Genomic DNA, 12758 nt, shown 5'->3' on the forward strand with positions numbered 1-12758 from the left:
GAGCCGGCGCGACGTCATTCGGCTTCCCCGATCTGCTCGATGAATGTCCGATCGGCCCGTTGCTTCTTCGCGATGTAGACCGCGGTGCAGACCAGGAGCGCTGCCAGCAGTGACGCGGCCGCGATTGCGGCGGGGCGTCCGACGGCGCGGTGCAAGGGACCGAAGAGGCCGATAACGAGCGCGCTCGAAAAGCAGAGCGTCTGCCAAGCCAGCCTGAGACGACGCAGTCCGCGGGTTTCGGGGGCGGCCATTGGCGTCCGGAGAAGATCGAACCAGAGCGGCATCAGCTCGTCCCCCCGGGCTTAACCACATGTTCGGTCACGCGCATGATGCGCCCGTCCTGGCGGACGACCGCCGGCGTATGTTCGATGCCGAAGCGCGACGTGAGCCTGCCCTCCTGATCGAAGTAGAATCGCCGCTTCCTGCGGGTCATCTCTTCGATCGGTGAGCCGCCGACAAAAATGATCTTGGCGGCCCGATCATCGTAGCGACCCGTCGCCCAGGCAACCTGGCCGGCATCGTCCCCGTCGACAAACACGAGCGCCTGCTTGACCGCCACGAAGTCCAGCGGGTTGAGCGTTTGACCGGCCGCGGCGATGAGATTGCCCTTCTGATCACGGATGTCGCGCTCGAGCCGGACCGACGGATCATACTCCCAGGCTCGCGCAACCGACGCCGGCGAGAGACCGGCGACGGGGGTCGGCCGGCGCACCTTGGCCTCGACGCGTTTGGCGAACATCGCGTTCGTGCGTGCAAGCTCGCCTGTCGCTTCAGCTCGCTTGAGCCGCGCTTCGATCGTCGCGAGCAGGTCCGGCTCGATGACCGGGAAGCTTTGGGCCGCCTGGCCATAGTCCCGCGCCTCGGTGCGCATCGCGCCCGTTACGGCGATCGTCACGCCGAACAGCGCGACGCCTGCAGCGCTGGCGACAAGGCGGATCACAGCACCGGCTCCCCGACGCCCACAATCTGCCGGCCGCACACGAGACCGATTTCGGCATATCGGCTGTCGAAGCCGTCACGGTGCGGAGACCCAGCAAAGAAGCAGCCCGGCGGAATCTGACCGACCGCCCCCGGTGTCAGGGGATCGCCCGCCTTGGTCCTCGCCTTCATGCGCGCGACCGGCTCGCCGTTGATCGTCACGAGCTGCCCGGAGTGGCCGACGATGTCTCCCGGCACACCATACACAATCTTGCCGAACATCTGCGGCTTCGGTCCGAAATGACGCTTGAGAAGCTCGGAGCGCGGGGGATCGAAGAACACATGCTCTCCCCTCTCCGGCAAAGCGTGGCGGCGGATCAGGAAAGCCCAATTGGGCAACGAGTCGGTCGTGTTGATGAGCAGCACATGGCTGTCGCGCCAGCTGCCGATCGCACTCAGTCCGATCGAGCACGCGACCGCGACGCCGAGCAGTGCCCACAACCGCTTCCGCGGCCGCCACCGAAGCGGTGGGATCTCACGGACGGGGGCTGCCATCGGGCCCTCCGAACGTCGATACGGTTGCGCCCTGCCCGGCCTGCCCTCTCGGCTCTAGCATCGCGGAAGGCACGGGCGCTGCCGGAGGCACAAGCTGCTGAGCCGCGCCGATCGGATCGATCGAACCGGGCTGGGCGGGGCGTGCCGCCAGCGCGGCCTGCACGGCTGCCAGTTCCTGCATGCGCTGCAGTTCCTCGACGGAGGCGCGCTTCGGTACCGGCACACCGGACGCAAACACCGCGGCCTTCAAGCTGTCTGTGATATCCGGCACGTTCTTGGTCAGGACCGCCTCGCCGACGAGCACCACCTGCCCGCGCGCACTTCGCCGCTGCAATTCCTTGTCGAGCGATGCCATGAAGGCCCGCATCTCGGCCTGGACGCGGTCCGGCGGCGACCCGGAGAATCGCTGAGCCTCGACATAGTCGCCGACAAGGGCGGACAGGCGCGCTGCCACGAGGGGCTCCTCCTCTGCCGAGGTAAGCGCGCGCGTGACCCACATGCCCCATATGATCGCGACGAAGAGCGCCGCTCCCGCGAGGATCTGGCGTCGGCTGAACCCTGCGAAGGCCGCTTTTCGAGCCGTGGGGGCAACTACGCCGGCGCTCGCCGGCGCCGCCGGAAGGTCGAGTTCGGTCTGTTCAGCCACGGCGACCGGCTCCCTCTTCTCGACGACGGGGCAGAAGCTTGTCCCGGCGCAGCAGGATGATCGCGCTCGAGAGGATCAGATGCGCGATGGCGAACGTGTGCTGGAAAGCAGCCGTTCGGGCCACGTCCGCAGCCACGTAGCGGCTCGTAAAATTGTGGAGCTGATGAACGAGACCATCGAACGACAGGTCGCCCAGGAGCAGGAAGAACAGGAAGAAAAGGCCCCACGTGATCAGCAGCGTCGAACCCACGACGCCCGAGCCGTGAAGCATGAAGTGGAGGACAGCACGCCAGGGAAAGGCGCGAGCGCTCCGCTCGTCGTCAGCCATCCGCACCTTGTCGATGATCGTCGCCATGATCCTACTCCGCGGCCATCGCGATCTCGCTCGATGGATCGAGATTGCTGGTCCATTTCTCTGGGTTGTCGGGGAACGCGATGCGCTCGATCGCTTCGTCCATGCTCAGACCCTCGGCGATCAGGCCGTCGATTGCGGCGAAGGTCTTGGGGCTGGAGGAGAAGAGCGTCGCCGAATAGGGATCAAGGACGAGCCGCCCGACCGCGAGCGTGTCGGGACCCTTGATCATGATATCGGAGTATTCGAACCCGTTCCGCTTGAGCGATCGGAGCAGCGCGTCGGTGTAGTCGTCCATCTCGAAGCGATCGTGCTTCTTGAAGTCGGCGATCGTTTCCGGCTTCTGCTGCAGGATCACGAACCAGTCCGAGTTCTCGAGCGCAGCGATCGACCCGGCCGACTTGTAATAGTCGTTGAGCGATTGGGTGGCCGTCACGAGCGACGCGCCATATTTGCGGCACGTTCGGGCATAGGTTTCGATGAAGTCGGCCATCGCCCCGCCGCGGAGCATCTGCCAGGCTTCGTCGAGAAGAAGCGCCTTGGGGATCGACCGATCGAGCTTGCGCATCATCTGCTGCGACATGAACATGATGGCGGTCAGGACGACGCTGCGGAGTTCCTCGCGCGCCGACAGGTCGGAGAGCTCGAACACGGTCAGCTGCGCCTTCAGTTCGAACGACACCTGGCCCTGGAAAAACCGACCATAGGTCCCGGCCGACGAGAAAGGCCGCATCGCAATCGCGAGATTGGCGGCGAGCGGGTTGCCGGTCGCCTCGAGCGCTTCGGTCACTAAGTCGATCGAACCTTCGCTGCCGTGAGCCTCCCAGACTTGGTTGACGGCGCCGTCGATCAGCCCGCGTTCGGTGTCGTCGAGCAGATTGATGTGACGCGACATCTGGTTGATGATCGCCTTCAGCATCGCCATGCAGTCGAGGAGATAGTCCTCATCCTCCGCGGCCTGCGTCTGATCGATCATGGAAAAGGGGTTGAGGCAGAAACCCGAGCTCATCGTGAACTCGACGAACGCCCCTCCCTGGAGCTTCGCGGAATGCTCGAACGACCGTCCGTCGTCGATGACGACCACCCTGGCGCCGGCGCCGCAGAGCGACCCGCAGAGCTCTTGGAGCGCAACGGACTTGCCCGAGCCGGACTTGCCGAACACCGCCACATTGTGGTTGCCGGCTGCATTCTCGAATGGGCTCCAGAAAAACGGCTGCCCGCGCCGACCGATCAGAAGCAGATGGGGCACCGCGCCGCCCAGATACTCCCCCTGCAGGGGCGCCAGGTTGGCCGCGGTCGTCGTGAGCAGCGTGCGCATACGCTTCATGCGCTCCAGATCCTTCGACAGGCCGTTGGCCATCGTCATCGGCATGGCGCAGAGCAGGCCCATCACCTGGAGGTAGCGATCGTCGAGGAGGTCCCAGCCCGCGGCGCGATAGATGGACTTTAGCACTCGCTCATGGCTGTCGCCCTTGCCCTTTGGTGAGAAGGACGTGACGCTGAAGAACACCCGGACGAGCTTGCGACCCTGCCGGATCTCCTCATTGACGTGCCGCCACTCCTGCGACTGCTCGCGAAGTTGCGGCAGGAACTTCGATGACTTGGAGTCCGCCAGGCTCGTCGTCCGCATGAATTTGTAGCTGGCTTTGTTGGTGGTGGCCTGTGCATCGGGAAAGTCGATGCACAGGTTCGTCGCGACCGGGCACGGCATGCGCAGCTTGTCGGTGAACATGTCGCCGATCAGCCGCGCGACATCCCAAGGGGCCCAGCGGTTCGGGAGGTTGCGAACCGAGAAGGATCGGACGTCGAAGACGTCGGGATAGATTTCGCCAATCTCGGGCGCGCCCTCGAGCGTCTTACCCGTGGGCCGGAAGCGCTCGGTGCGCAGCAGCATGCGGTCGGGCTCGACGTGCAGCTCGATGTCCCGCCGGATCGCCTGATCGGCGATGGGATCAAGGGGATTATAGCTGACCGCATCCTCGCCCGCCGCGGTGGTCGGCGAGGTGATGTCATCGATCCAGCCGATCAGCGCGACGGGGTCCATCTTACGGGCCAAGACGTTGATCGACTGAAGCGCCGAGATGATGCCTTCCATCACCGAGACGATCTGTTCGACCGAGACGCTCGAGGATTCTGGCGTGGAGTAGGAGATCGCCACGCGGTGGTTGCGGAGGCAAAAAGGGGCATCGGCCGACAGCGACGCCCACACGCCGTTCGTCAGGAAATCGACGCGGTGCTTCGCCATGCGCTCGTAGACGCCGCGTGCCGAGTATCGCGGCAGATACCATCTCGACAGGCGTTCTCCGACCCGCGGCGACATCCACTGATGAAACTGCAGGCATCCTGGCGCCGGAATTCCTTCCGAAAGGAACTGCGCGAGGATTTCCCCTGTGCGCTCGTCAGCGCCGACCAGCGGTGCCGCCTCAATCACGAACCCGCGTGACGCGCTGTTGTAGAAGATGCCGGTTTTCGGATCGTAGCTCCGGTAGGGCAGCCAGTGCGCCAACATCGGTACTCCCAGATCCGGTCGCTGCGTGTCCGGCCGTTTGCTGTCGCCGAAGACGCCGGCGAGAAGATCATCGAAGAAGCCTTGACCCATGTTAATTGTCCTCCGGCCCGGCGCTAGGAAAGCCGGGGGCTCTCACGGTGGGCTTCGGCACGGGCGGCGAGCCGGCGGGGGCAAGCGGCTCATCTGCGGCGGCGATCGCGGTGGCTGCATTAGCCGGAGGTGCCTGTTTCTCCGGGCGCCCCGCTGCGCCAACCTTGCCCTTGCCGACGTCACTGCTCGCCTTGGGCGCGAGGGCCGCTGGCTGCGGAGTTGCCACGCCCTCGGCGCCAGGCGCGGCTCGCGGCGTGCGGCCCGCCTTGGGGGCTAGGCGAGCCGCAACCTCGGATTTGATGGCTGCCACCGGATCCACCGCGCGAGCGCGCGCGGCCGCCACGGCAGCGGGATCGGGAAGGTCCGGATCGACGGCAAACGCGACGCTTCCTTGGTCGGCGCGGTTGACGGCATCGGCGAGCGATTCCGCAGGCGCCGGTGCTCGCATGGCATTTCGATCGGGCAAGCTTGTCGAGTTGGCCACCACCTCTTGGTGCCATTCGCCCCGCTGGACCACTGCGTGCACGGCGCTTGCTTCATGTAGCCGCCCCCTATCATCTATGTATGGCTGGAAGACGATGCGGAGGACGCGCTCCTGGGTTCGCCGAGCATCGGCTTGGCCGAGCGGCAGCGGCTGAACGGCGGAAGCCTTCCGGGGAACCCTGGCGGTCGGTTCCTGAGCCTGGGAACCGCCTGCTGGCGACAATTCCGAGCTGCCGGCGCTGTCCGCGATCATCGCGAGAGCGCGGTCATCGATGGATGACGAAGGTGCGCAGATGCCGTCGGGAGCCGAGCAAGAGAAGTTTCCCTTCACGTTGCCGCCGAAGGTCGTGCACCCGCTGAGCGCAGCCAGCCCGACGACGCCCATGAGAGCTTGTTTGCGAGCGCACCGTGGATCGCGCGCGCTCACGACGTCGCACCCTTCAGCCAAGCCTCGAGGAACTCTTTGGGCCGGTAACCCTCAATCACCTCTCCGTCGCTGCGGACGATGATCGGCGTACCGTTCAGGCCGTGCTTTCGTGCGAACTTCTCATTGGCATCGAGGCCCGCGGTATTGCACGGACTCGGCGCCTTGAAGGGCTCGCCGGCGTATGCCGCGTGCAAGGCCTCTTCCTGGTTCTTGGAGCAATAGACCCGGTCGGCGATGTCGCGGCTGCCGAGCACCGATATCGGCCGCTCGACAACCTTGACCTCCATGCTGCGCAGCACGTTGGTCAACGCCCGACAATAGCTGCAGCGGAAGTCAGTGAAGACGGTAACCGTGTGCTTGGCGGACCGGTTACCCCACACGATAGCGCCGTCGGCCGGCAAGCTCGTGAGGTTCAGCGCGGCGGGCTTGGCCGGGACGGTGACCTTTTTCGCACCGCTCGCCACACCGGCAATGCCCGCATCGGGGCTGCCTGCTTCATCGGCGGCGGCATTGGCTCTCGCCGCGCCGCCGACCAGCATGTCCGGGTTGATCTCCAACAGACGCGCGGCAGTCAGATCCTGGCGCGTTTCCATGTCGTAGACCCGGCCGATGATCAGATAACGCGAGCCGTGGTTGACGTAGAATAGGTTGGATCCTGCGGTGACCTCGCACAGACCGTCGATCTTCTTGCAGTCGACCTTTGTCAGCTCGGTCTTGGGCAGCCGAGTTTTCAACAAGCTCACGACCTGCGTTTCATCGACCCTCGCCGCATCCGCCGCGAGTGCGATACCGGCGATGCCGAGCGCCCCGACCGCCAGGATCGCAGGAGCGGAACGGGCGACGGCACCGAGCCGTCGCATCCGATCAGTTGCGGACATAGACACCCTCCAGGAAAACGATCTCGACGTCGACGCCCGTCGGCATCTCGATGACCGGTTGATATTGTTCGGCGCGCTCGATCAGGTATTTCGAGACGTCCTTCCCGGCCTCGGCAGCGCCGCCGCCGAGCGCGCGCAAGCCGACGCTGCCGAGATTGGGGGTACGATTTAGACCGCCCTCTCCATTGTCGGTGATGGTTGCCAGCGGCTGATTGAACGCCGAGTTCAGCGCATTGCCGCCGCCACTGACCAACCCGGCCAGGAACGCTTGCATCGCGAGAGATCCCTCGCGGCTGACGACCCGGCCGCGAACGCCGGTCTTGCCGCCGAAAGCGATGAAGCCCTTGACCTCGGACACTGCGTAGCGGCCACCCGGCTGTGGGCACGTCATCTTCTGAAGTTTGACGTAGACCTTCTCGCTCGAGAGATCGCCGCGCGCCGCACCGTTGATCAGGCACCCTTCGATCTTCGTCGTGAGCAGACGCCCGTTTTGATAGACCGAGCGCGCAGGCCCCGTGACACGGAGGACGACCGGCAAAGGGTCCGTCTGGCTGTTCACGCCGGCGCTCGCATCGACGCCGACGATGACCTTCGCGCTGGCGAAGCTGTTCGGCGGGAGGTAGTTGATGCTGTCGGTGAAGGTCGTGCTTCCCTTGGCGATCCTCGTCGCCGTACCGCCATCGGCAGTCTGGAAGCTCACCAGCTTGACCTCCGCCCCGCTACCGGCGGCAGGCAATGCCCGCGTCGCGGAAGGGCTGTCGGGTCGCTGATAACTCTGCGTCCCACCCGGTCCATACATGGCGCCGGGACCAGGTGCCGGCGGTGGCGCTGCCCTGGCCGATGCCATGTCCCGTCGAAGCTGATCGTTCTCCTGCTGATAGGCCGACAGGACACGGGCGCCGTCGGCCTGCATCGCCTGATTCTGACCCTTGAGCAGCTCGACCTGCTGCGCGAGCTGGTCCATGCGCTGCTGCTGCCCGTTGACAGATTTCAGCTGGTTCTCGACCGACTGCATCTGATTTTCGGAGAGCGCCATCCACTCCTGCTGATTAAGGTTCTTGTTGACCATGTCCTTGGTCGACACTTCGACCTTGGTCGCATCGTCCAGCGCCGCGCCCGATCGGTCGCCATCGTCACCGAATATCCAGAAGGATGACGCCACGAGCCCGACGCCGGCGACCCCTGCCAGCAGCATCCGCTGCCGCTTCCGCACGCTTTCGTTCGTAGTCAGGTCGCTCGAGACGGGGGACACACCCTCATCCGTGGTGCTGTCGAGGGGCGCGCGCTGGCGCCTCAGGAGATCGCTCAAAGCCATGTCATTGCCTCCCGTTCGAAGAGACGAGGTAGGCCGTCGTGACCTTCCCGGGATCGAGTCTTGGTTCCGCGATAGACACGGCGAGCGCGCTGGCGGGCGCCACGGTCGCTTCGGTCAGCGTGACCGCATCGCTGCCGCTGTTCTCGATGCGAAGGACACGACCGGTGAGCTCCGCTCCGCGGTATTCGGCGATCATCTGCACCTTGAGGTTGCCAACGTAGACCGGACGCAGCGCGCGCTGCCGCATCTCGTAGCCTTCGACGACCTGGTTGGCGTACATCGCCTGCACCAGTTCAACGGCGTTGTCCTGCGGACTGGCCGCGGCGACCTGCGGCGAAGCTTCCTCCGCCTTGTCCTTTGCGATGGCAGGGTTGGAGATGAACACCTGCACCGCTTGATCGCCCGCGATGCGGCAGACGAACTTATAGACATAACCGCGCTTGCTGGTGCCGAAGAAGGAGAGCGCCTGGCGACCGAAGCCATCCGGCACCGACAGATAAATGTCACCCCGCACGGGCTCGTTCACGACCGAGAAGTCGTCCTGTGGGTTGCCGGTCGAGATCTTCGAGACCGAGGCGAACTCATCCTCGACCAGGCTGATCCGCGTCAGGTCCTTCGCCGAGGCAGCACAGTCGACCTGGCTTCCATCGGAGGCCAGGACGGTCTGGTCGGCCCAGGCCGGCGCGGCGATGAGCAGCGCGGCGATGGCAACCAACGACGCGCCGAAGAAGCGACTGACGAAGCAATAGTAGCGGTTCAGGAGGGCAACGCCTGTCGCGGCGCTGCCGATGGCAAAGACCGACATCACTGATCCCTCTCCTTGCCGGTCGTCACCATCCCGAAGCCCACAAGCTTCAGAGAGAGGCCGGAATATTGCCAATCGAAGCGAAAGGTCCGCCGATCCTTGGCGATCACCTTGTTGCCGACGATCGTGTGGAGATCGCCGGTGACCGTCGACCAGAGGTTCTTCGGGTCCATCTCCATCGTCTGGATGGTGAAGAACTGCGCGATCGAGGAGCCGCGCTGCTCGTTCACGATCTTCATCAGATCGGCGCGGACGCGACCTTGCGCACTCGGCGCTGTGATCTCGAGGACCGACTTCATCCAGTATTCGAGATTGGACGGGCTGCGGTCGAGCGTCAGCACGGCAACGTCCCGCGTGATAAGCTCGAGATACGCTCTCGACACGCCAGCGCTGCTCACGGAAAGCGGGGAATGGAGGACCGGCTGCAGGACGACTTCGCGATCACGGGTCGCGGTGACGAGCAGCAGGATCGCGGAGAGGATGCTCAGGCCGACCGTCGTCACTATGAGCAGGTTGCGCTGCTTCAGGACGCGCTGGCTCTGGGCGTGGGTGTAGGAGATTTCCATCTTACCCCGCCATCAGCCGGAGGTAAGAGGGTGGCGTGGCCTTCATGCCGGTGAACCCGGCAGGAAGATGCCAATAGGCCATGTGAAGCAGCCAGGATGCCGCCCGACCTGCCTTAGCCTTCTTCAATCCCCACCAGCCTGCGCCCGCAAGCAACATGCCAAGAAGGATATGCTGAGACAGGATTCCCCAAACGAATGGGATCACCATCGCCAGGAATTCATCTAGCGTCCACAGCCCGATTAGCTCCGGGTCGTCTAGATGAGACGGAATGACGTACTTGTCCGCAGCCATTGCACCACCCCCTCCAAGAGCCGGCCGGATCTGCTAGTCCGACCGACCGTCGGACTCTTCAGATCGTTGCCGTCACGGTCGAGGTGACGATCGGAATGCCGGTGCCGGCGCCCACGCCCACGCCAACCGGGATCGCGATCTGGCCCATCGAGAAACGGCCCGAAGCGAGCGCCACGATGCCGCCGGCGAGCGAAAGCACGGTGATGATCTTGCCACCGGAACCCTCGAGGAAATCGGTGAACTTCGTCAGCGCGGTGTCGAACGTGGTATCCGCTCCGGCAAAGGCCGGGCCGGCAAGGAGAAACAGCGCGAACGCCAACGCGATGAGGGCGAGAATCGCCAGCTCCGCACGGCCGCTGTATTTGAGGACAGACTGCATGAGAGTTTCCCTTCAAATCGAACGCGACTGTTTCCGCGCCCATTTGAAGGGTGACCCTCCCCAACGATGACCGACAACAAAGTTTCCGACGTCCGCCCGAGATCAGCTCGCTTTATACTTCGAGGACTACTGCCACCCCGGCCTCGCGGGGCACCCTGCCCCGTCGGACCGGGCGGACTGCCCCGGATTCAGGGGCGCTGCGCCCGCTGGCCAAGGGCGTAGCGCCCACAATTTGGGGCGCGGCTCGATTATTGCGACCACGCATAAATGAGAGTAGATTCGCAGCCGTCGATCTTCGGATCGAGATGGTCTGCGTGGCAGCACCGGGAAGCGAACGGGTTGGCAAACGTGATCGAGGAGCGTTCGACGATCGATACAATGAGCGCAGCTCCGCGCCGGATTCCGCTCGAGATCTCTGAACATTTCTTCCGCCTTACGACCGAGAGTCTGCGCCTGCATGCAAACGAGACGATGCAGTTTCAGACGCTCGATAGCCTCCTCGACCGGAGAATCTTTGGCGATGCCGCCGGGGTCGATCAGCAGGCCGAGACCATTCGCGAGCATCTCTCGACCGTTCCTACCGGGGGCGACATCCAGATCTCTGTGAACATCGCTCAGGCGAGCGCCGACAATCTGGCTGCCTTGAAGCGCCAACTTGATGAAATGCTTGGCAGAAGTCTCACGCTGGCGGACACGATCTCTGTCGCGCTGTTCAATTACGTCGTCGGACAGAAAGCTGCGGGAATTCTGCAGCGTCTCTGGTCGCGTGACGCGGCAACAGAGGCGGAATCGTCCGCCAGTGGCGGGAACGTGGTCCGGCTTCGCGCCACTTCCATCCAAAACGGTGCTGTTGCAGTGAGATAGTCGACCTTGCCAAGGCTGGGCACCTATGGTTTCGTCGGAGCCCTAACTTAGGAGAGGGGGCTCGGTGCATGTCTTCCCCTGCCCGGATCGAGGCGTCGGAGGACGTCGGAAATTCGGTCAACGGCAACCAGCGGGACTTCATCCCGCTGATCCTGGAAGCCATGTCCGAGAAAAACGTGGGGCAGCGGAAGCTCGCGCTGAAGGCTGGCATCAGCAAAAGTCGCCTCGGTCTGCTTCTGCACAGCGACCCCGGCAAACGGGCGACGATGTCTCTGCGGGAGTTTCAGCAAATCCTCGACGCGCTCGATATCAACATTGTCCAAGCGATCATCACCGTGGAGACGTACCGCGATCAGCGCCTCTTCCACGACGAGCGGTTTGCCACCTCGATCGCAATGTTGGCCGAGCTGTTCCAGGGCCTTCCTTCGATGCTTCTTGCCGCGCTGGATGAGATCGAGGGGATCGACGGCACCGAAGTCCGAAAGGCTTGGGCCGGGCCGCTGCGCAAAGCGCTGGTCGAGAAGCTAGTAAAGGAAGTTTCCGCGGTGATGGCCCGCCGGGACTTCCTTTCGGATGCCTCTAGATTCGAATTTTAGCCCGCATGATCGATCCCTTAATCTGCCTCTAAAGCCGTAGCTTAATAGGAAGATACCGAGGCGATGCGCCCAAATGTGAGGGGCGGCGGGAGGGGCGCTCCGACAGCCGCTTGCACCGTCGCTACGCGCGGCACGTCCGCCAACCGCCGCCAGTTGAGAAGGACGTTTTCGACGTAATCTTGCGTTTCGACAATCTCGGGAACTGCGCCGTTGCGGACCCGCCCTGGGCCAGCATTGTAGGCTGCCAGCGCGAGGTGAACCTGCCCGAAACTGTCCAGTTGCCGTCTCAGGTAGCGTGCGCCCCCGCGCAGGTTCTGCTCGACATCGTATCGATCTACACCGAGCCCCGCCGCAGTGCCCGGCATCAGCTGGGTCAGCCCGAAGGCGTTCTTTTTAGAGAACACGCCTGCTTGATAGCCGCTTTCCCGAATGATCATCGCATCGAAGAGACCCACCGGAATCCCATACTCACAGGCGATGCTGCTCATCATCGTATAGTAGCCGAACCGACGCCTTTCGACGTTCCTACTCAGGAAGCCTGCCGGTCGGTAACCTGTCGGAGTGCAGCCAGGTGTAAAGCGGGTCGTTGCGTCCGCGAAGGCGAGGCGTCCGCCCATCCATCCTGGAATTGCGATCGCAGGCGGCGGTCGTAGCGCCAATGGCGGCCGATCGGCACCAGCTATTGCCGTGCCGGCCGACATGGCAGCTGAGTCCGACGCTGCATCCACCGTGCCTGCTGAGGCGAAACTGCTCGCCATCTCGAAGGAAACCCAGCGCCGGCTTAGATCATGGGTGCGGAAGGCGTCGACCACTGCTGTGGCGTCCGACAGCGCGAAGTCGGCGGCCCCTGCCCCCTCATCTCGATCGATCGCCCGCGCTGCGGGCAGTGACGGCATCGTGAGTATCTCGACGGTTCTTCCTGGTCGAGACGGCTGCGCCTGAGCCTGCACGCCGGTGAGAACCGCAGCGACGGCGACGATGCAAAAGCAAGGAATGCGCATTCGGGTCTCCGATCCGGGTAAGACCAGAAGTGGAGATCATGCGAATTGCGGTTGTCAATCCTGCGGTTCGTGGCGAGCATCG

General features: G+C 64.0%; 16 protein-coding genes and 1 pseudogene. 2 read left to right on the forward strand and 15 right to left on the reverse strand.

Annotated features, from left to right (window positions below; all coding sequences use genetic code 11):
• Positions 1-14: 14 nt before the first annotated feature.
• The 14 genes and pseudogenes from CA234_RS08905 to CA234_RS08965 form a co-directional block, all read right to left on the reverse strand.
• Positions 15-284 carry a hypothetical protein gene (locus tag CA234_RS08905; RefSeq protein ID WP_126001451.1) on the reverse strand — a complete coding sequence of 90 codons (270 nt, stop codon included), beginning with the start codon at positions 282-284 and terminating at the stop codon, positions 15-17.
• A complete protein-coding gene (traW, locus tag CA234_RS08910) occupies positions 284-871 on the reverse strand; it encodes a type-F conjugative transfer system protein TraW (RefSeq protein ID WP_126001493.1) in 588 nt (195 codons plus the stop codon). Before traW ends, CA234_RS08905 begins: the two co-directional genes overlap by 1 nt.
• Before the next feature lie 65 nt (positions 872-936).
• The gene (locus CA234_RS08915; protein ID WP_126001452.1) at positions 937-1473 is read right to left on the reverse strand and encodes a S26 family signal peptidase; all 537 of its coding nucleotides are present in this window, start codon (positions 1471-1473) and stop codon (positions 937-939) included.
• Complete coding sequence (locus tag CA234_RS08920; protein WP_126001453.1) at positions 1454-2119, reverse strand: TrbI F-type domain-containing protein; 666 nt, start codon at positions 2117-2119, stop codon at positions 1454-1456. Before CA234_RS08920 ends, CA234_RS08915 begins: the two co-directional genes overlap by 20 nt.
• Positions 2112-2474 carry a hypothetical protein gene (locus tag CA234_RS08925; protein ID WP_126001454.1) on the reverse strand — a complete coding sequence of 121 codons (363 nt, stop codon included), beginning with the start codon at positions 2472-2474 and terminating at the stop codon, positions 2112-2114. The genes CA234_RS08920 and CA234_RS08925 overlap by 8 nt, the downstream gene beginning before the upstream one ends.
• A gap of 4 nt (positions 2475-2478) precedes the next feature.
• Positions 2479-5070 (reverse strand): type IV secretion system protein TraC, encoded by a 2592-nt coding sequence (gene traC, locus CA234_RS08930; RefSeq protein WP_126001455.1) that lies wholly within the window; start codon positions 5068-5070, stop codon positions 2479-2481.
• Position 5071: 1 nt separating this feature from the next.
• Positions 5072-5518 (reverse strand): hypothetical protein, encoded by a 447-nt coding sequence (locus CA234_RS24840; protein WP_241213406.1) that lies wholly within the window; start codon positions 5516-5518, stop codon positions 5072-5074.
• A 60-nt stretch (positions 5519-5578) separates the two neighbouring features.
• Positions 5579-5938, reverse strand: a pseudogene (locus CA234_RS25330) (TraV family lipoprotein); the annotation flags it as partial.
• 38 nt (positions 5939-5976) lie between these two features.
• Positions 5977-6858, reverse strand: coding sequence for a DsbC family protein (locus CA234_RS08940; RefSeq protein ID WP_126001457.1), 882 nt, complete (start codon positions 6856-6858; stop codon positions 5977-5979).
• Complete coding sequence (locus CA234_RS08945) at positions 6845-8173, reverse strand: TraB/VirB10 family protein (RefSeq protein WP_126001458.1); 1329 nt, start codon at positions 8171-8173, stop codon at positions 6845-6847. Before CA234_RS08945 ends, CA234_RS08940 begins: the two co-directional genes overlap by 14 nt.
• Before the next feature lies 1 nt (position 8174).
• Entirely contained in the window at positions 8175-8981 is an 807-nt protein-coding gene (locus CA234_RS08950) for a type-F conjugative transfer system secretin TraK (protein WP_346962888.1), read from the reverse strand.
• Entirely contained in the window at positions 8978-9544 is a 567-nt protein-coding gene (locus CA234_RS08955) for a type IV conjugative transfer system protein TraE (protein ID WP_126001460.1), read from the reverse strand. Before CA234_RS08955 ends, CA234_RS08950 begins: the two co-directional genes overlap by 4 nt.
• A gap of 1 nt (position 9545) precedes the next feature.
• Entirely contained in the window at positions 9546-9836 is a 291-nt protein-coding gene (traL, locus tag CA234_RS08960; RefSeq protein ID WP_069207811.1) for a type IV conjugative transfer system protein TraL, read from the reverse strand.
• Between the two features lie 58 nt (positions 9837-9894).
• A complete protein-coding gene (locus CA234_RS08965; protein ID WP_126001461.1) occupies positions 9895-10215 on the reverse strand; it encodes a TrbC/VirB2 family protein in 321 nt (106 codons plus the stop codon).
• A 339-nt stretch (positions 10216-10554) separates the two neighbouring features.
• Here CA234_RS08965 and CA234_RS08970 point away from each other — a divergent pair, with 339 nt between their 5' ends.
• Together CA234_RS08970 and CA234_RS08975 are read left to right on the forward strand one after the other, a co-directional pair.
• Positions 10555-11079, forward strand: a complete 525-nt coding sequence (locus tag CA234_RS08970) for a hypothetical protein (protein ID WP_126001462.1) — start codon at positions 10555-10557, stop codon at positions 11077-11079.
• A 68-nt stretch (positions 11080-11147) separates the two neighbouring features.
• Positions 11148-11675, forward strand: coding sequence for an XRE family transcriptional regulator (locus CA234_RS08975; protein WP_126001463.1), 528 nt, complete (start codon positions 11148-11150; stop codon positions 11673-11675).
• Positions 11676-11716: 41 nt separating this feature from the next.
• Here the strand turns inward: CA234_RS08975 and CA234_RS08980 are convergent, their stop codons facing one another.
• Positions 11717-12676: a lytic transglycosylase domain-containing protein gene (locus CA234_RS08980; RefSeq protein WP_126001464.1), complete on the reverse strand. Its 960-nt coding sequence runs from the start codon at positions 12674-12676 to the stop codon at positions 11717-11719.
• Between the last annotated feature and the right edge of the window lie 82 nt (positions 12677-12758).

Origin of the sequence: Sphingomonas sp. ABOLE (genome assembly GCF_003950455.1) — a bacterium.
GTDB classification, from domain to species: Bacteria; Pseudomonadota; Alphaproteobacteria; order Sphingomonadales; family Sphingomonadaceae; genus Sphingomonas; species Sphingomonas trueperi.